Below are 17,538 nucleotides of genomic sequence, written 5' to 3' on the forward strand. Positions count from 1 at the left end.
GATAATAAGCCGGTGGTCCTAAAATAACAATCGGGAGCTCTGGGCTATAGCCAGCGCGCGCTCAGTCAGGATAGAATAACGTTGACATTCGAATTGAATATGTCGGGATTGTTACTGGAAAGCAGGCAAGACCTAAAAATCCACTTGGGATCGGTGTGTCCACATTGATCTAAGGGTTTTTAGGTCTTTTTTCTGTTATCCAAAAACTTACATCTTAGAAAAGGAGAGAAATTATGAATCTCAAAAACATCGTAAGAAGAGCAACGACGGTAACTTTGGCAACAGCCCTATTGGCAGGTGGAGGAGCTTCAGCCTTTGCGGATAAAGGATCCGACTACAAAGAAGATTACGGCTTCTCCCATATTACACGTACAGACGCTTTAAAAATTGCTGCACAGCAAACTAGTGAACAATTCAAAGTTCCGCAGTTTGACGCTTCAACCATTCAGAATCTACCCTCTGCCAAAGGTTTTGATGAGAATGGAAACTCAATTGATCTGGATGTATGGGACACTTGGCCACTGCAAAATGCGGATGGAACGGTAGCCAACTATCACGGCTATCAAATCGTGTTCGGTCTGGCTGGTGATCCGAAACGGGGCTGGGACACATTCATCTATATGTTCTATAAGAAAACAGGAGATAACTCCATCAATGCTTGGAAAAATGCGGGCAGAGTATTCAAAGACACGGATAAAAACGTGCCGAATGACACGATACTGAACAAACAGGCTGAAGAATGGTCCGGTTCTGCAACGCTGACCAACGATGGTCATATTCGTCTGTTCTATACGAACCGTCAAGGCTGGGATCCAGCGAACGGATTCTATGGCAAGCAAACTTTGACAACTGCTCAAGTTAATACATCTGAGTCTCAGTCTAATGTGCTCAAGGTGGATGGTGTGGAAGACTTTAAGTCAATCTTTGATGGCGACGGAAAAATGTATCAAACGGTCGACCAAGCGTTCAGTGATGGAGACTTCTCAGATAACCACACTTTGAGAGATCCACACTATGTAGAAGATAACGGTCATAAGTACCTTGTCTTTGAGGCGAATACCGGAACAGAAACGGGTTATCAAGGAGAAGACTCCTTTAATAACCGCGCCTTTTATGATGGAAGCACGAAATTCTTCAGAGACGAGAAAGAGAAATTGCTTCAAAGTTCAAGCAAAAAATCCATTTCATTGGCAAATGGTGCGTTAGGGATCATTGAGCTGAATGACGATTACACGCTGAAAAATGTCATGAAGCCGCTGATTGCATCCAATACTGTAACCGATGAAATTGAGCGTGCAAACGTCTTTAAGCTGAACGGAAAATGGTATCTGTTCACAGATACAAGAGGAGCCAAAATGTTTGTAGATGGTATTGGTGCCAAAGATATCTACATGCTTGGCTATGTGTCCAACTCTTTGACAGGACCTTACAAGCCGCTGAACGGCACTGGACTTGTACTGCATCAAGATTTGGATCCTAAGGATATTACGTGGACATATGCTCATTATGCTATTCCACAGGTTCAAGGGAATAACGTCGTTATTACGAGCTATATGACGAACAGAGGATTGTTCAGCGACCACCATTCCACCTTTGCGCCAAGCTTCCTGGTCAACATCAAGGGCTCCAAAACCTCTGTGGTGAAAGATAGCATTCTGGAGCAAGGACAAGTCACGGTAGAATAACCTAATACCCGATCTCATATATTGTTAAAGAAAAGAAAATGTCATGAACGTGGCATTTTCTTTTCTTTTTAGGTGTGCGCCCGGCATGGGCGATAACTCGGCGGTGAAAGTCCGCTACAGGCTTGGCAGTAGGAACTGTTAGCTGAAGGCAAGGGTGTCCGCCGCGAGGCGGAATCTGAAGGAAGCCGGAGGCAAACCCTCGGTCTGACGAACAGAAATCACATAGAAGGCATCATGGGACGGACGAGCTTGCACTACAAAGCAAAGTCCAATACTGCCCGAATCCCATGGTGTAAATGTGGCAGATAGATGAGGGGAAGGTTATCGCTCTTACCCGGGGAGGTCTCACAGACGACAAGTAGGAAAAAAAACCGAAAGACGGAGTAAAGCTTGCTGTGAGAAGTCAGCAGAGGCCATAGTACCCGGAAGGTTTTTTTTTTCGGGGAAGGGCCGAACAATCGTAAGTCTCGAGTACATACCGAAAGGAGAGCTGACGCGATGAAAGCAGAATACCGAAAGGGCTACCTGCAAAGGGATAGCGTGGAACGCGAAGAGCATGCGGGAGTGCGGAGCGCCGGCACTCGGGAACGTAAAGAAAGAGGCGGTGCAACAGACCTGCTGGAGCAGATTCTGGACAGAGACAATCTGAACAGAGCCTACAAACAGGTCAAACGCAACCATGGAGCGCCAGGAATCGACGGAATGACCGTAGAAGACGCGCTACCCTGGCTGCAGGAACATAGAGACGAGCTGTTGCAAAAGATCCGGGAAGGCAGATACAAGCCCAGCCCAGTACGGCGCAAGGAAATTCCCAAAGCAGATGGAAGCGGAGTACGGAAGCTTGGCATACCCACGGTCGTAGACCGAGTGATTCAGCAGGCAGTCGCCCAGCAGCTCCAGCCCCTGTTCGAGCCGCTCTTCTCGGAGGGAAGCTATGGCTACCGCCCCGGTCGGAGCGCACAACAGGCCATTCGCAAGGTGAAAGACTATGCAGAACAGGGATACGGCTACGCAGTAGAAATCGACCTCTCCAAATACTTCGACACGCTGAATCATGAGCTGCTTATGCATCTTTTGAGCAAACAAATTCAGGACAGACGCGTAACCGAACTGATTAAGAGATACCTGAAAAGTGGGGTTATGGAGAACGGGGTGCACTGCAAAACAGAAGAAGGCTCCCCTCAGGGAGGCCCCCTGTCGCCGCTTCTGGCGAACATCTACCTGAACGAATTTGACCAAGAGATGAAAGGCCGCGGAGTGAACGTCATCCGCTATGCGGACGATATTGTGGTGCTTGCCAAAAGTAAACGGGCAGCGGTGCGGCTACTGGAATCCTGCGGAAAGTACCTGGAGACCAAACTGAGACTCCAGATCAATACGCAGAAAAGTAAGGTCGGTAGCGTAGTGGCTCGAAAGCACTTCAAATTTCTCGGCTTTGCCCTGGGAAAGAACAAGAACGGCATGTATATCCGTGCCCATGGACAATCCCTCGCAAAAGCGAAGAAGAAGTTGAAAGAACTCACAAGTCGCAGCCAGGGCAGAAATGTTCGCCAAGTCATGGAAAAGGTAAAAGTCTACATTCGGGGATGGATTGGTTACTACTATGTGGCCGACATGAAACGGATCCTGCAAAGCTGGAGCGAATGGTTGCGAAGACGACTGCGGATGTACATCTGGAAACAGTGGAAAAAGCCGCGAACAAAAGTACAAAACCTGCGGAAGCTGGGGATACCGGAATGGCAGGCTTACCAGTGGGGCAATTCCCGTCTCGGGTACTGGCGCATCGCCGGAAGTCCAGTGTTGTCTCGTTCCATAACAAACAAAAAGCTCGTACAGGCAGGATATTATGACTTTCCTGCGCAATACGAGCGTTTACGTAAATTGCACTTATGCGGTTGAACCGCCGTATACCGAACGGTACGTACGGTGGTGTGAGAGGTCGGCTACTCATCTAATGAATAGCCTCCTACTCGATTAAGAATTAATAAGTTCTATTAGTGAGGTGCATGCCTTATGAACAATAATCGAAAAAAAAGAATAACCAAGCAGTCTATTACCTCCGTTGCGTGCTTCGGTTGTGTGGCGGTTTTAGGCTTAGCCTTGCAGTTTCCTCAGATGACAAGTGTGGGAAAGAGTGAGCAGACAAATGCCAAGAAAACAGAGATGTTGACAGCTGGATCAGAACACAGCCTGCGGCCGGTGTATCATTTTACAACGCCCGATAAATGGAAAAACGATCCTCAGCGACCTATCTATCTGGATGGGAAATATCATTATTATTATTTATACAATCGGGATTACCCTAAGGGAAACGGTACCGAATGGCGGCACGCAACTTCCCTCGACCTGGTTCACTGGAAGGATGAAGGGGTGGCTATACCCAAGTATACGACTAAAAACGGTGACCCTTGGTCAGGCTCGGTTGTCTTAGATGAATCGGGTTCAGCAGGCTTTGGCAAGGGGGCGCTGGTTGCTGTTGTAACGCAGCCGTCTGCAAACGGGAAACAGGAGCAATATTTGTGGTACAGCACAGACCGTGGGAGAACTTTTAAAATATATGGTGACAGACCGGTATTAGCGAATCCAGGAACTAAAGATTTTAGGGATCCCAAGGTGATATGGGATGCTCGCTCGCAAAAATGGGTGATGGCTTTGGCTGAAGGGACTAAGATCGGTTTCTATGAGTCTGCCAATTTGAAAAAATGGAGTTATACTGGGAGTTTCCAGACCCATCATATTGGGCTGGTAGAATGTCCTGATCTTTATAGGATGAGAGCGGACGACGGAACCGATAAATGGGTGCTGGGAGTTAGCGCTAATGGCCTTTCATCGGGGAAACCCAATACTTACGCTTACTGGACAGGAGACTTTAATAGCCAAGAATTTATTCCGGATCAGCGTGAGCCTGAGTGGCTGGATTATGGATTTGACTGGTATGCCGCAGTTTCGTTTGAAGATGGTACAAGCGGTGATAAGCTCGATCACCGTTATGCGTTAGCCTGGATGAATAATTGGAATTATGCGCACAGTACGCCCACACTAAAGGAAGGCTTTAACGGTATGGACTCGATTGTACGCGAGATCAAGCTTAGGCGATCGGCGGCAGGCAGCTATTCACTGGTATCTAGCCCCATAGATGCCTTAAAGGAGTCCGTAGTCTCGGAAAACACCTTCGAACCGATTCATGTTAACGGTTCTTATCCTCTTCAAACTTCAGGCTTCTCTTATCAGCTGGATGCCGATATTTCCTGGACACAGCTCAAAAATGTAGGACTCAGGGTCCGAGAATCGACAGACGGGAGTCGTCATGCCGATGTCGGAGTTTTTACGGCAGGCGGATATGCATACGTTAACAGGACCTTTACTGGGCATCCAGACAAGGACAGACGCTATGTAGAGAGCCAAGCTCCATTTCGCCCCGAAGCGAATAAGGTGCATCTAAAAGTTTTAGTGGATAAGACAAGTATAGAGGTTTTTGTCGATGATGGTTACGTAGTATTGTCCAATGTCATCTATCCCGAATGGAACGACCTGGGTATAACCCTATATACTGAAGGAGGATCAGCGACATTTAGTAACCTCGTAATAAAGCATTTTGCAAAACCATGACCTACAGTGCCTACCTTATTGAATGAATAGTTGTTTGCATCTTGGATCAAAGGTATAAGCCAATTCATAGAGAGGTAACCTGTTATTAAATATATGGAGGCGATCCTTCAAGAAAAGACAGGTGAGAGAATGAGCCGCAAATATTTGATAACTATAGGGATAACCCTTCTCATGGCTTTAGGATTCAGCGGATGTCATGCAGTAACGATGCAAGGGGACAAACAACAGGATGTGCTAAAAGATGGCGCTCTCCGGGCCGGTTTTTCGCTTCCGGAAAGTACAGCAGGTCAGGGTGGCTCACTCCGTGGGGATATGGAGATAAGCACGCCGATGCTGCAGTCGCTTTGGAATGCCTGTGCGAAGCAGAAGCTTAAGCTGACAAATGAAATGATCGCCCAAGACTTAGACGGCAACTTAAGCGTGCGCTATTATATCGCGGGCGATCCGAATCACTACATTATTCTCTATGAATATCAAACAGCCCAGGAGCGAAAGGAGCAGCTCCGCAAAGCTTATTCGGCCAAGGCAGCTTTAATTTCCGACCAGACCATTACCCGGTTGGAACGTGGCAATTCGGCCATCGTGTATGTAAGCTCAGGCAGCAAGCGGGATAAGTATACAGGCCAAATATCAGCTGTGTTTGCCCAGATTTCCAAAGAGCCGGCTCTTTAAATTAGATTCCTATAGAGATTAAGGCGCTGACGAAAGAGGTTTAACCCTATTTCGTCAGCGCCTTTTTTAAAATTTCAGCGTGCTGCTTGTTTATTTGTATATTTCACGCATCACATGACGCAGCTCAGGAAGAATGATCCGCTCCATTGCGAGCTTGACCGCGCCCTTAGAACCAGGCATCGAGAAGACGGCTGTTGAACTGATGGTTCCGGCAATAGCCCGGCTTAAGATCGCTGCTGAACCGATATCTTCAGTAAAGCTGAGGTAGCGGAAGATTTCCCCGAAGCCTGGAAGCTCTTTGCCAAGAAGGCTGCGAACCGCTTCGAAGGTAGTATCTCTGGGAGCGATACCAGTTCCTCCGGTAAGCAGAACTGCTTCGATATTAGGGTTGATTGAGGATTGATGAAGGAGCTGGCGAATGTCCTCGTATTCGTCTTTGACTATGCGATAATCGGCGACATGATAACCATGGGCTTCAAGCAGTGCCTTCATCAGGGCGCCGCTGGTATCTGTCTCTATGGTTCGCGTATCAGATACCGTAATAATCTGACATGAGACGGTGCTTGGTGCTTTACTTCGGTGTTCTTGAACGGAGTTCATGGGAAGAACCTCACTTTCAATTTTATGGCTTGTCCGAAGCTATATTTTATCATATTCACTTGCTCAGCCGCACTTCATTTGCAACAGGACTCGAATTTATAGTACACTCGCTTTCGTGAAAGGTTAACCTAGAAGAGGGGAAGAAGGAGTCATGATTGGTGCAGGTGACCGGATTACTCCGGTATATATATTGTCAGGCTTTTTAGGGAGCGGCAAAACTACGCTGCTTCAGCGTCTGCTGGATTATTGGAAGGGCCATGGGCTTCGGCCGGCCGTTATCATGAATGAAATCGGTGAAGTCAATCTGGATGGTTTACTAGTACGAGAGGAAGTGCCGATGGCTGAACTCCTGAATGGATGCATCTGCTGTTCGATTCGGGAGGATCTGGGTGTAGAAATGGCGGAGCTCATTCAGGCGGAAGCGCCGGATCTGATCATTATTGAAGCAACAGGGGCGGCTAACCCGCTGGAGATTCTGGATAGTGTTACAGAGACGGCACTTTATTTAAGGCTGGATGTCAAGCCGCTCATCACTGTGGTTGATTCAGCACAGCTGCTGGAGCTGCACCGCTCCCAGCAAGGCAGCACCTTCCGCTTGATGCAGGAGCAAATCCGGGCGGCGTCAATTCTGATTCAGAACAAGCGGGATCTGATCTCAGAAGACGATGTGCTTGAATTAGACAGCTTGCTTCAGCGCTGGAATCCTTTTGCAGTGCAGCTACCTGCGATCAGATGCCAGATTGATCCGGCAGAACTGCTGGACCTTGCTGCAGGGACTGACAGCACTACATCTATCGGTTATTATGGGCATTCGCATGGGCCGGATTGCGGCTGTAACAGTCAAGGCTTGGGTAAGGACGGTGATCAACCGCATCATGCCCATAGCCATAACCATGGCGTTCATGCCTCACATGAGCATGTTATGGTGTATACCCATTATTTTCAAAAGGCTATAAACAGCGAACGATTCGAACAGCTTATTCGGGAATTGCCGAGGGAAATATACCGTGGTAAGGGCGTGCTGCAATTTTCCGATACAGCCAGCCGCTACCTGTTCCAATATGCATATCGTGAAACAGACTTTCTTAAGATAACGCCCCAGGGAGAGGTTCAGGATGTGGTCGTATTTATCGGCGAGCATTTTGATAAAGGGCTGCTTGCAGCACAATTGCAGGCGATTGAAGATGCTTCCTAAGAAGTTAACAATGTTTGTCAATCCAAAGGCAGGGGATTCAATCCAAAGGCTGAAGGTTATTACATAAAGGACGGGTTGAGAGCTCATATATTCCAAGAAGTGGAGGAGATATAACATGCAAAACGAACAATTCCGAAAATGTATCGAGGCTTGTCTTGAATGTATGAATGCATGCAACTATTGTTATGTATCCAGCCTGAAGGAATATGAACTTGCGATGCTGAGAGAATGCATTAAGCTGGATCGTGAATGTGCGGATATCTGTGTCTTTACGGCAGATGCATTATCTCGTAATACCCCTTTTGCCAAAGAAATCTGTGAGCTCTGTGCCAAAGCATGTGAAGCCTGTGCGGAAGAATGCGGCAAACATGAGCATGACCACTGCAAGCAGTGTGCTGAGGCTTGCCGCCGGTGTGCGGAAGCCTGCCGAGCTATGCTGTCTGCTGCTTAAGCACCAAAGCCTCAAGTTTAGCCAATGCATCAAGAGGCCTGCCCTCTCCCTCCAGAGAGAAGCAGGCCTCTATTTTGTCAGAAGTTTAATCATAACAAGGCAGCAGTCCGAGGAGAAGACTTCGGGCTGCTGCCTTAATTTATGCGTATCTTTACCATTTCCCGGGGAAGCGCAGTATTCGGCAAGATTTACTGTATTCCGGTTTCTTTTTCTAATTTTCGGGCACTATACAGATGTATTTCATGCAAATTTTGGCCCAGGAGGATTACATGATGGATCAGAAAGGAAAAGGTAGTACCTCTTCGTTTGTTCCTTACATACCGGCTTCACGGACATTGCCAGAGCTCACCGCTGTTGCAGTTGTGCTTGGCATCATCCTGGCCGTGGTGTTTGCCGCTGCGAATGCCTATTTAGGACTCAAAATTGGGCTAACGGTCAGCGCCTCCATTCCGGCTGCCGTGATCTCGCTGGCTGTGCTTCGAGGACTCTTCCGGCGCAAGTCGATCCTGGAGAATAATATTGTTCAGACGATGACAACGGCTGGGGAGGCTGTTGCAGCAGGGGCGATATTCACGCTTCCCGCCCTGTATATGTGGAATCTCAATCCTAGCCAGAAGATGATCAGCTTTATCGTTCTTATTGGTGGATTTCTAGGGGTTGCTATGATGGTGCCGCTTCGGCGCCTGCTGATTGTTGGTGAGCATCACACGCTGCCTTATCCAGAGGGGACGGCCTGCGCCGAAGTGCTAATGTCCGGCGAAGCTGGAGGACGAAGTGCAGGCATGGTAGTCTATGGATTTATTGTGGGCGGAATTGTGAAGGGTTTAGGCGACGGGTTTAAGCTGTTTAAGACGGAGATTGAGGGCGCGGTCTTCCGGTTTAAGAATGCCGTCATTGGCATGGATGTATTTCCTGCGCTCCTAGGCGTCGGCTATATCATCGGGCCGCGGATTGCGGGGCAAATGCTGGCCGGAGGTGTGCTGGCCTGGCTTGTGCTGATTCCGGCCATTAGCTTCTTCGGCAGTGGAAATGCCGGCGTGCTTGCTCCTTCACAGACCTCGATCGCTCAGCTGGATGCGATGGGGATCTGGGCCGATTATATCCGCTATATCGGGGCGGGCGCGGTCGCAGTGGGCGGTCTGATCACGATGCTCAAGACCTTGCCGATGCTGGTCAGATCACTGACGGCAACGCTGTCAGGGCTCAGGGGAGAACAAGCTGGCAAAAAAACGCTGGAGCGAACGGACAAGGATATGCCGGGTATCTGGGTGCTAGGCATCATCGCAGTTATTATTATTGTGTTAGCCTTTGATCCGTTGACCGATGTAGGCTTAATAGGTGCAGTTGCTATTGCGGTGTTCGGCTTTCTATTCGTTATGGTAGCCTCTAGAATTGTAGGCCTTGTAGGAAGTTCTTCGTCGCCAGTTTCCGGGATGACCATTGCTACCCTGCTGATCGTGACGTTTATTTATAAGCTGGCAGGGCTTAGCGGCACCTCGGGAATGGTCATTTCTCTGACCGTTGGAGCTGTTGTCTGCGTTGCGTTGGCCGTTGCCGGTGATATTTCACAGGATCTCAAAACAGGTTATCTTGTTGGAGGTACACCTTGGAAGCAGCAGGTAGCCATGCTCATTGGGGTATTAGTCTCCGGACTCGTTATCGGGTTCATCCTTAATGTGCTTAATGATACTTATGTGCTGGGTTCCGAGCAGCTATCCGCGCCAAAAGCCGCACTAATGCGCTTAATCGTTGAAGGCATTATGGCCGAGAATCTACCTTGGGACCTGATCTTTATCGGAGCCTTCTCATCCATCGTATTTGAGCTGTTAGGGCTTAATTCCTTAACTGTGGCTGTTGGTTTATACCTCCCTATCCATGTAAGCACGCCTATTATGGTCGGCGGTATTGTCCGTTACTTGGTGGAGTTCTTCTCTAAGGGGAGTGAAGCGCTGCGCAAACGTCGAATCGAGACCGGCACTTTGCTGGCTTCAGGACTCATTGCCGGGGAGTCGTTAATCGGAGTGATCATCGCGATTCTGATCTGGGTGAATGTTCCGATTCCAGAGCAGTTTGCCTCGAATAGCAATGTGCTGCCGCTGATTATTTTCCTAGTGGTTACCCTGCTGCTCGCATTTACCTCTTTCATTAGTAAAGACAAGGAAGCTGCCTAATGGTCCAGGGAGGAAATGTCCATGAGAAGAAAAAGTCCCGCATCTAATCTGATGGAGATGTATCCGATTCTTAAGGAGAAATATCAGCTTGAGTATGCAGGGGATCAGCCCGTGTGGTTCCTGCTGCTTCCGCGTACAAGCTGGATTGAACGGCAATCCGTCAGGTTTCTGAAGCAGCCCCGTGTAATTCGTATCGAGCTTGACGAACTGGGCGGTACCGTGCTTTCTATGTGCAATGGGGATCATACGGTTCAGGCGATCGCGGAGAGATTAGCGCTTCTTTTCGGAGCCAAAGCAGAGCCCTTGCTTCCAAGATTGGTGAAGTTTATTGAGATTTTGGAGGCTAACGGCTGGGTCTATCTCCAAGATCGGCCGCTGCTTGTTCGGTCAATCTAAAGTTGTATTTGCCCTGTTCTGGACATATGCGATACGATAATTGGAGGTGGGGATGAACGAACAGGAGTTGTAGCCATGGAACGAGCAAGCACGGAATTAAGGACGGATCGTAATCACGCTAAGGAGCTGTTCTCATACTTTGGCCTGGCCGTATATTATTCGCAAGCTTTGGAGCAGCAGCTAGCCAATTTGATCATGCTGATGAAGCTGGCGGAAGGGAAGGTTCCTTCTGAGGAGGATTTTGAAGAGCTTTACCAGCGCAAACTGAGCAGCTCATTAGGACAGCTTGTACAGGAGATCAGGCATTATTTTTCCTTTTCTTCTGAAGAGACTGAAGAGCTGATGCATCTCTGGAAGCAGAGAAATTACATTGTCCACGACTACTTCAAGGAGCGCATCCACGAAACCTTTACAGAGGACGGGCGTACCGCCATGATTGAGGAGTTCATTGATTTCAAGGAGCGCGCACAGCACTTTGAAGCTAAGCTTCAGACTTATTCCCGAGAACTATACGAACAGCTGGGATTGTCAAATAAATGAAACATTTTTTCTTCGGCTTCCGTCAGGGAGGGTGGAGGTGTTATGAAGATGATGAGCAAAGGAAAATGGGCAGCAGGGATTGTACTGGTTTGCTCTGTCTTGGGTGCTACGACGGCAGGAGCCTTTTCTGATCTTCAAGGAGAAGATGCCAAGACGGTTGAAGCCTTGCAGCAAAGAGGTGTAGTACAAGGGGTTACCCAGGATAAATTCGTCCCTCAAGGGAAGCTATCGGGTGCACAGGCCTTGCAGATGATCGCCAAGGCTATGCGTTTTGAGGCCGCGCAGCCTGCGGGTTCAGCGTGGTATTCCGGAGCGGTACAAGCTGCTAAAGCGCAAGGGGTAGTGCTTCCTGAAGACGTGAAGCTGACAGATAATTTGACCCGGGAGCAATTTGCCTTTCTTTTGGACAAAGCGATCTCTGCCACCGGAAATTACCCTATGATCAAAATTTATATCAATGTAGCTGATGAAAATGATATAACCCCAGGCTATCAAGGTGCGGTACAGCGAATGCTTGTGCTGAAGATGACCTCTCTTCATGAGTCAGGAAAATTTTATCCGAAGCAGGCCATGACTCGGATGGAGGCGGCTCGGATGGTGCTTAACGCTTCTGAATTCGTAGAGAAGCACAAGGCAACGAAGCCAAATGAAGATTCAATCACTTACAAGGCGGAGAAGCTGGCGGATCAGAAGCAAAAAGTTGTTCTTACCCGCAGCCAGCAGCCGAATCCCGGTTACGGGATCGAAGTCGCCAAGGTGGAGTATAAGGCAGACACAGCCATTGTCTATTACAAGCTGCTGTCACCTAAGCCGGGGCAGATGTATCCGCAAGTGATTACGGATACCCATGCAGAGGTGACCATTCCCGCACAATACAAAATTGAAATTGCTCCGCTAGAATAATCTCTAAGACATGAAGAAGCCGCTCTTTACCCGAGCGGCTTCTTTTGCATATTTGAAATTAGGAAGGATTCAGTACCGTGGCCGGAGGCAGGGAAGCTGAAGGTTCGGACGAACCGCTCTGCAAGCGGTACATCTGGTAGTAGCGTCCGCCAAGTGCAAGGAGCTCATCATGAGTGCCCTGCTCAACAATTTCGCCCCGATGCAGAACGAGAATCTGATCAGCGCTGCGGATGGTGGACAGCCGGTGAGCGATGATAAAGGTGGTTCTCCCCTTCTTCAACACCTCAAGGGCTGCCTGGATCAGGGCCTCTGTCTCGGTATCGATATTTGCTGTTGCTTCATCGAGAATCAGGATCGCCGGGTCAAAGGCAAGTGCCCGAGCGAAGGAGATCAGCTGCCGTTCTCCTGCGGAAAGGGTGCTTCCTTTCTCGACGACAGTAGCGTCGAGCCCGCCTGGAAGGTGTGCCAGAAGGCGATCGGCACCCACATCGCGCAGCGCTTTCTCCACGGTCTCTCTAGAGATACGTTCATCACTCAAGCTAACATTGCTGGCGATCGTACCTGTGAACAGATACGGATCTTGCAGAACGATGCCCATATGCTGGCGAATCCACTGCTTCGGCAGCTTGGTGACTTCCTGACCGTCAATGGTTATGGTTCCCTTCTGCGGATCATAGAACCGGAACAACAGGTTGATAATTGAGCTTTTTCCCGAACCTGTATGGCCTACAAGGGCTACAGTCTCACCTTGCTTGGCTTTGAAGTTTATTTTCTTCAGCACATAGTCACGCTTATAGGCAAAAGAGACATCCTTGAATTCAACATCCCCTTTGTAGCGGGGCATGGAACCATCAGTTACCGGCTCCCCCTGTTCATCCATCAGCTCGAACACTCGGCCAGCAGATACCATGGATGAATCCAAGGCTGCCAGCTGGTTCACCATACCGGTGATCGGCTGGAACAAGCGTCCCAGGATATCTACGAACGCATACAGTACACCTAGCGAAATGGCGCTGGAACCGCTCAGTGCACCAGAGCCGAAGTACCACAGCACAACAGCAAAAGCCAAGTTGCGGAGCACATTAACCAGGTTGTGGGAGGTAAAGGCATTCAGATTCAGCATCTTGTTCTGATGCTTCATATAATCATCATTAAGCTCTTCAAATTCTGCGGTTGTCTGCTTCTGCCGGCGGAAGATCCGAATGATTGACATTCCCTGAATGGACTCATTGATAATGGCATTGATCTCGCTAAGCCGGGATCGAATAATCGTGTTATATTTGGTTGCAAATTTACGATAAAGCACCACCCACAAATAGATGGCAGGAACAATAAACAAGCAGATCAAGCCAAGTCTAACGTCCAGAAGGAATAGAGCTACGTATACTCCCAGCATATTAATTATGCCGGAGAAGAAGTTGGATAGTACGGCAATGAACAAATCCTTTACGGCTTCCGTATCGTTGGTGACTCTGGAGACCACTTTTCCTGCCGGAAGATTGTCGAAGAAATACACAGGCAGTCGCTGAATATGCGCGTACACGTCGATCCGCAGCTTGCGAATGACCTTGTTGGCCGAAGATTGCAGCCAATAAGTCTTGCCGAATTCCATCACAATGGCGATGACTAAGAAGACGAAGTACCAGATAACCAGCTTGATAATGCCGGGCAGTTCAGGCTTGTAAAAAGCGAACAGATTCGCGGCCGAGAGCTTCTCGGCAGGGTAGGACTCAGAACGGCCTCCTGATGTAATCTTGAGGAACCCATTCTCAAAAGAACGTTCGCCGCCCGTATGGGTTACGGCAGCATCTACAAAGTAGAATGAGCGCCCGGCTTGAAGGATTCGGACCTCACGGCCTTTGGCTTCATTCTCAGCAAAACGGTCGGCTCGCTTATAATAGTTGCCTTCATAGCTGACGGCAGACTTGCCGCTTTCCTTGGTCTCATAGAAGGGCTTCTCAATAGCCAGCATATGATCATCGATCATGCTTCTGGCCAGGAAAGGACCTGCCAAATCTGCAGCTACGCCAATAGCTAGCATGACCAGCGCGAGAATAAAAGTCTTTTTAGCCGTTAAAGCATATTGAAACAGGGCTTTCCCTGTACGGGTTTTCATGATTAGGACACCTCTCCGTCCGTTAGGTTGGATTCCACCTGCTGTCGTTCATACTGTTCACGGTACCAGCCGCCTTGAGTCAGCAGGCTTTGATGCGTACCCTGCTCGATGATTCTGCCTTTCTCGAGCACAATAATATGGTCGGCATGCTCAACGGCAGATAGGCGATGGGTCGAGATCAGGGTCGTCTTTCCAGAACGTTTGCTGCGGATGTTCTCGATAATTTTGGCCTCGGTTCGCGCGTCGACAGCGGACAGGGCATCGTCAAGAATCAGAATGTCGGGATCCGCAATGAAGGCGCGGGCTAAGGAGACGCGCTGCTTCTGACCGCCGGATAGGGCGACGCCTTTCTCGCCGACCAGTGTATCCAGACCATCGGACAGGGTCTGCAGATCGTTCTCGAAGGCGGCGGTGCGGATTGCTTCAAGAATGACCGAATCATCGGCATTCTCAAGCCCGAATTGAATGTTCTGTCTTACGGTTTTGGAGAACAGAATTTGTTCCTGCGGCACATAACCGATCCAGGAGTGCAGCTTCTCCAAGGCGATGTTCTCCAGTGGAATATCCGAGATGGTGATCGAGCCGGTCCCAAGCGGGTATTCATGCAGCAGCTGCTTCAGCAGCGTTGACTTCCCGGCACCCGTCCGGCCAACGATGCCGAGGGTTTCTCCCGGCGCCAGCCTCAGATTGATATGCTCCAGATTATTAATGGTGGAGGTAGGATAGCGGAATGTGACATCCTGGAACTGGATAACGTCCGGCTTCTTAACCTCTGCAGGATCCGGCACATCCTGAACATCGGGGACTACGTTCAGCGTCTCGTTCACACGATCCAGCGAGGCGCCGCCGCGCTGCATGACATTGATCAGCTCACCGATGGCGAACATAGGCCAGATCATCATGCCTAGATACATGTTGAAGGACACAAGGTCGCCCAAGGTCAGCTCGTTATGAAACACGAGGTAGATTCCGTAGGTTAATCCAATGGCATAGCTTAAGCCAACAAACAGGCGAATGGTAGGCTCAAAATAAGCATCTACCCGTGCTACAGCCATATTTTTCTGGTAAACATCTTCTGTAATTTGTTCAAAGTGCTTCTCATCATTACGCTCTTGTACATAAGCGCGAATAACGCGAAGGCCGGCTATGGACTCCAGCACTTGATCGTTCATATCTCCGAAGGCATCCTGGGCTAAGGTATAGCGTTCATGAATGACCTTGCCGTAAATCTTCATAGCTAGGGCAATGAACGGTAGGGGAATAATGGCTGCCAAGGTCAGCTTCCAGCTGATCAGGGTTCCCATAGCCACGAATACAACTGTTAAATAAGCTGTTGAGTCGGTCAGGGTCAACATCCCAAACCCCGCCGTTTGAGCTACTGAGCGAAGATCGTTTGTTGCGCGGGCCATAAGGTCGCCTGTCCGGCTGCGTTCAAAGAAGGGAGGCGTCATGCGCAGCAAATGGCTCATGAACCTTGAACGGAGCAAACGCTCTACAAGGTTGGAGCCGCCGAACAGCTGGCGCATCCATATGTACGTAATCAAGTAAATCAGGATCAGCATCCCAATAATTGCAAGAATGTAGCCGGTAAGGGATTGCCAGCTGACAGAGCCGTTAGCAATCGTATCAATGGCGTCGCCAAGCAGCTTGGGTGGAGCCAGTTCCAAGATGCCTACGAGAATGAGGAAAACAAGGCCAATGGTGTATCGCCTCTTCTCTCTCTTAAAGAACCAGCCTAAATTTTTGAGAACCGAAAACATGGTGGGGGTTCCCCTCCTTTTTTATATGATATTAAGTGTGAAGCTACCGTTTGCAGCGCCTGCAGAGTTCTGAAACCGCAAAAAAGGGCATACCGTCCGTAAACGATATGCCCTTATAGGATATATACATATAGCGCGTACGATGGTTGTAGCTAGTAGAGAAACCATGCCGCGGATATCACTCGATTTCAGCAGGGAAGGACGGTCATTTAATCCGTCTTACACTGTTCCACAGGGGCTACTCCGGTATTCAGTTGTACGAATGAACCCATTGCTGTGTTCTTATGGTATACGTAAAACACCGTGATCACCCTTTCCTTGGAAATTTATTGAAAATACATCTTGTATGTTGACGATTTTATCATCGCCTTTTCAGGATTGTCAATTTATATTTTACTTGTTCGCAAAAAAAGGCGGTTTGGCAATCTGCAGCTGTTCGGATAGAATAGGAGGAGAGAATGGATTGCTGCTAAGATGGCAAAGGTTCATGCAGTGCGATAGAGAGAAGGAGATGAAGTCCATGATACAAGTTACAGAACAAGCAGCGAATTGGTACAAGCAGGAGCTGGATTTGCAATCCGGCCAAGCTATACGCTTTTTTGCAAGATATAGCGCAGGGGGGCATATTCATCCTGGATTCTCTTTGGGTATTCAAGTAGAGGAGCCTCAGCATCCCGGATATTCTACCGTTGTTTCAGGGATTACCTTTTATATGGAGCAGCAGGATTTATGGTACCTGGACGGATACTGCCTTGATGTATCTTATGATCCTGATGCAGATGATATACTTTATACCTATGAGCCTATGGAGAGCCAAGCGAATCCAAGCTGATGCTGGGGCACGCGGGGATTTACATTGAATTAGGGCCCGCCGTGCGGCGGGCCCTATAGCTTGTGTTATTGAATGAATATCCGGTTGGCTAATCAAGTGCGAAAGATGCTGTCTTCCATAGCAAATTCAAAGTCTTGAATATCAAAGACCTGGACAGGCACCTCGGCTTCAATAATTCGCCCGATGAACTCTAGCTGGTCGGTAAGCACGGGTGCGCTCTCCCGCTGGGCGGTTAAGACGATCTCGGTCTCAATGGGATCCAAATATTCGCCGTACAGCTCGTTGTCAACCGCGTTGACAATCGTGAGCTTTACCTTCTCCCCAAGCAGAACGGAGGTGCTGCGACCCCAAGGAACAACAAGGGACTTCTCAAGTCTTTTTCGGTTGAGCGGCTCCTCCAAATATAAGATCAGCTCGTTGATCTTATTCTTAACATGTTCGTCATCGGACGGGTCATGCATTAGAGGCTCCGGACTATTCCGAAATTCGTAAAGCTCCATGATGGTATTATAGGGGACTATATATTCTACAGTACCGTTAGGTACAAGCAATTCTCCATATATTGCCAGCATAACGGCTTCTATGACAAATTGACGCGGCATGTTCCT

15 protein-coding genes are annotated in these 17,538 nt (G+C 48.8%); 11 read left to right on the top strand and 4 right to left on the bottom strand.

Going from position 1 to position 17,538, the window contains the following annotated elements:
• Positions 1-233 precede the first annotated feature (233 nt).
• The 4 genes from DCC85_RS09225 (at position 234) to DCC85_RS09240 (ending at position 5,966) form a co-directional block, all read left to right on the top strand.
• On the top strand, positions 234-1,685 hold the full coding sequence (locus DCC85_RS09225; protein WP_108465326.1) for a glycoside hydrolase family 68 protein: 1,452 nt from the start codon (positions 234-236) through the stop codon (positions 1,683-1,685).
• Between the two features lie 498 nt (positions 1,686-2,183).
• Entirely contained in the window at positions 2,184-3,584 is a 1,401-nt protein-coding gene (ltrA, locus tag DCC85_RS09230; protein WP_108465045.1) for a group II intron reverse transcriptase/maturase, read from the top strand.
• 264 nt (positions 3,585-3,848) lie between these two features.
• The gene (locus DCC85_RS09235) at positions 3,849-5,294 is read left to right on the top strand and encodes a glycoside hydrolase family 32 protein (protein ID WP_234414459.1); all 1,446 of its coding nucleotides are present in this window, start codon (positions 3,849-3,851) and stop codon (positions 5,292-5,294) included.
• Positions 5,295-5,465: 171 nt separating this feature from the next.
• Positions 5,466-5,966: a hypothetical protein gene (locus DCC85_RS09240; protein ID WP_159081827.1), complete on the top strand. Its 501-nt coding sequence runs from the start codon at positions 5,466-5,468 to the stop codon at positions 5,964-5,966.
• Positions 5,967-6,056: 90 nt separating this feature from the next.
• Here DCC85_RS09240 and DCC85_RS09245 read toward each other — a convergent pair whose 3' ends face one another.
• Positions 6,057-6,566, bottom strand: coding sequence for a MogA/MoaB family molybdenum cofactor biosynthesis protein (locus tag DCC85_RS09245; protein ID WP_108465328.1), 510 nt, complete (start codon positions 6,564-6,566; stop codon positions 6,057-6,059).
• Positions 6,567-6,717: 151 nt separating this feature from the next.
• On the opposite strand from DCC85_RS09245, the gene DCC85_RS09250 reads away from it, so the two are divergent.
• From DCC85_RS09250 to DCC85_RS09275, 6 genes are all read left to right on the top strand, one after another.
• Positions 6,718-7,761, top strand: a complete 1,044-nt coding sequence (locus DCC85_RS09250; RefSeq protein WP_108465329.1) for a CobW family GTP-binding protein — start codon at positions 6,718-6,720, stop codon at positions 7,759-7,761.
• 115 nt (positions 7,762-7,876) lie between these two features.
• Positions 7,877-8,212 (top strand): four-helix bundle copper-binding protein, encoded by a 336-nt coding sequence (locus DCC85_RS09255; RefSeq protein ID WP_108465330.1) that lies wholly within the window; start codon positions 7,877-7,879, stop codon positions 8,210-8,212.
• Between the two features lie 269 nt (positions 8,213-8,481).
• Complete coding sequence (locus DCC85_RS09260) at positions 8,482-10,383, top strand: OPT family oligopeptide transporter (RefSeq protein ID WP_234414395.1); 1,902 nt, start codon at positions 8,482-8,484, stop codon at positions 10,381-10,383.
• 21 nt (positions 10,384-10,404) lie between these two features.
• Positions 10,405-10,779, top strand: a complete 375-nt coding sequence (locus DCC85_RS09265; RefSeq protein WP_234414396.1) for a PqqD family protein — start codon at positions 10,405-10,407, stop codon at positions 10,777-10,779.
• 75 nt (positions 10,780-10,854) lie between these two features.
• On the top strand, positions 10,855-11,319 hold the full coding sequence (locus DCC85_RS09270; RefSeq protein ID WP_108465333.1) for a hypothetical protein: 465 nt from the start codon (positions 10,855-10,857) through the stop codon (positions 11,317-11,319).
• Between the two features lie 42 nt (positions 11,320-11,361).
• Positions 11,362-12,222: an S-layer homology domain-containing protein gene (locus tag DCC85_RS09275; protein ID WP_108465334.1), complete on the top strand. Its 861-nt coding sequence runs from the start codon at positions 11,362-11,364 to the stop codon at positions 12,220-12,222.
• Between the two features lie 58 nt (positions 12,223-12,280).
• Here the strand turns inward: DCC85_RS09275 and DCC85_RS09280 are convergent, their stop codons facing one another.
• Together DCC85_RS09280 and DCC85_RS09285 are read right to left on the bottom strand one after the other, a co-directional pair.
• Positions 12,281-14,338 carry an ABC transporter ATP-binding protein gene (locus tag DCC85_RS09280; RefSeq protein ID WP_108465335.1) on the bottom strand — a complete coding sequence of 686 codons (2,058 nt, stop codon included), beginning with the start codon at positions 14,336-14,338 and terminating at the stop codon, positions 12,281-12,283.
• A 2-nt stretch (positions 14,339-14,340) separates the two neighbouring features.
• Positions 14,341-16,098, bottom strand: coding sequence for an ABC transporter ATP-binding protein (locus DCC85_RS09285; RefSeq protein ID WP_108465336.1), 1,758 nt, complete (start codon positions 16,096-16,098; stop codon positions 14,341-14,343).
• Positions 16,099-16,618: 520 nt separating this feature from the next.
• Here DCC85_RS09285 and DCC85_RS09290 point away from each other — a divergent pair.
• Positions 16,619-16,930 carry a HesB/YadR/YfhF family protein gene (locus DCC85_RS09290; protein ID WP_108467785.1) on the top strand — a complete coding sequence of 104 codons (312 nt, stop codon included), beginning with the start codon at positions 16,619-16,621 and terminating at the stop codon, positions 16,928-16,930.
• A 92-nt stretch (positions 16,931-17,022) separates the two neighbouring features.
• On the opposite strand, the gene DCC85_RS09295 is transcribed toward DCC85_RS09290, so the two are convergent.
• Complete coding sequence (locus DCC85_RS09295; RefSeq protein ID WP_108465337.1) at positions 17,023-17,532, bottom strand: ADP-heptose synthase; 510 nt, start codon at positions 17,530-17,532, stop codon at positions 17,023-17,025.
• Positions 17,533-17,538 lie beyond the last annotated feature (6 nt).

Origin of the sequence: Paenibacillus sp. CAA11 (assembly GCF_003060825.1) — a bacterium.
Classification (GTDB): Bacteria; Bacillota; Bacilli; order Paenibacillales; family Paenibacillaceae; genus Fontibacillus.

Excerpts from the sequence above, each read along its gene's own strand:
- DCC85_RS09240 (WP_159081827.1), top strand. The coding sequence starts at position 5,466 with ATGGCTTTAGGATTCAGCGGATGTCATGCAGTAACGATGCAAGGGGAC.
- ltrA (WP_108465045.1), top strand. The coding sequence starts at position 2,184 with ATGAAAGCAGAATACCGAAAGGGCTACCTGCAAAGGGATAGCGTGGAA.
- DCC85_RS09280 (WP_108465335.1), bottom strand. The coding sequence starts at position 14,338 with ATGAAAACCCGTACAGGGAAAGCCCTGTTTCAATATGCTTTAACGGCT.
- DCC85_RS09235 (WP_234414459.1), top strand. The coding sequence starts at position 3,849 with ATGTTGACAGCTGGATCAGAACACAGCCTGCGGCCGGTGTATCATTTT.
- DCC85_RS09290 (WP_108467785.1), top strand. The coding sequence starts at position 16,619 with ATGATACAAGTTACAGAACAAGCAGCGAATTGGTACAAGCAGGAGCTG.
- DCC85_RS09270 (WP_108465333.1), top strand. The coding sequence starts at position 10,855 with ATGGAACGAGCAAGCACGGAATTAAGGACGGATCGTAATCACGCTAAG.
- DCC85_RS09250 (WP_108465329.1), top strand. The coding sequence starts at position 6,718 with ATGATTGGTGCAGGTGACCGGATTACTCCGGTATATATATTGTCAGGC.
- DCC85_RS09275 (WP_108465334.1), top strand. The coding sequence starts at position 11,362 with ATGAAGATGATGAGCAAAGGAAAATGGGCAGCAGGGATTGTACTGGTT.
- DCC85_RS09225 (WP_108465326.1), top strand. The coding sequence starts at position 234 with ATGAATCTCAAAAACATCGTAAGAAGAGCAACGACGGTAACTTTGGCA.
- DCC85_RS09255 (WP_108465330.1), top strand. The coding sequence starts at position 7,877 with ATGCAAAACGAACAATTCCGAAAATGTATCGAGGCTTGTCTTGAATGT.
- DCC85_RS09285 (WP_108465336.1), bottom strand. The coding sequence starts at position 16,098 with ATGTTTTCGGTTCTCAAAAATTTAGGCTGGTTCTTTAAGAGAGAGAAG.
- DCC85_RS09295 (WP_108465337.1), bottom strand. The coding sequence starts at position 17,532 with ATGCCGCGTCAATTTGTCATAGAAGCCGTTATGCTGGCAATATATGGA.
- DCC85_RS09265 (WP_234414396.1), top strand. The coding sequence starts at position 10,405 with ATGAGAAGAAAAAGTCCCGCATCTAATCTGATGGAGATGTATCCGATT.
- DCC85_RS09245 (WP_108465328.1), bottom strand. The coding sequence starts at position 6,566 with ATGAACTCCGTTCAAGAACACCGAAGTAAAGCACCAAGCACCGTCTCA.
- DCC85_RS09260 (WP_234414395.1), top strand. The coding sequence starts at position 8,482 with ATGATGGATCAGAAAGGAAAAGGTAGTACCTCTTCGTTTGTTCCTTAC.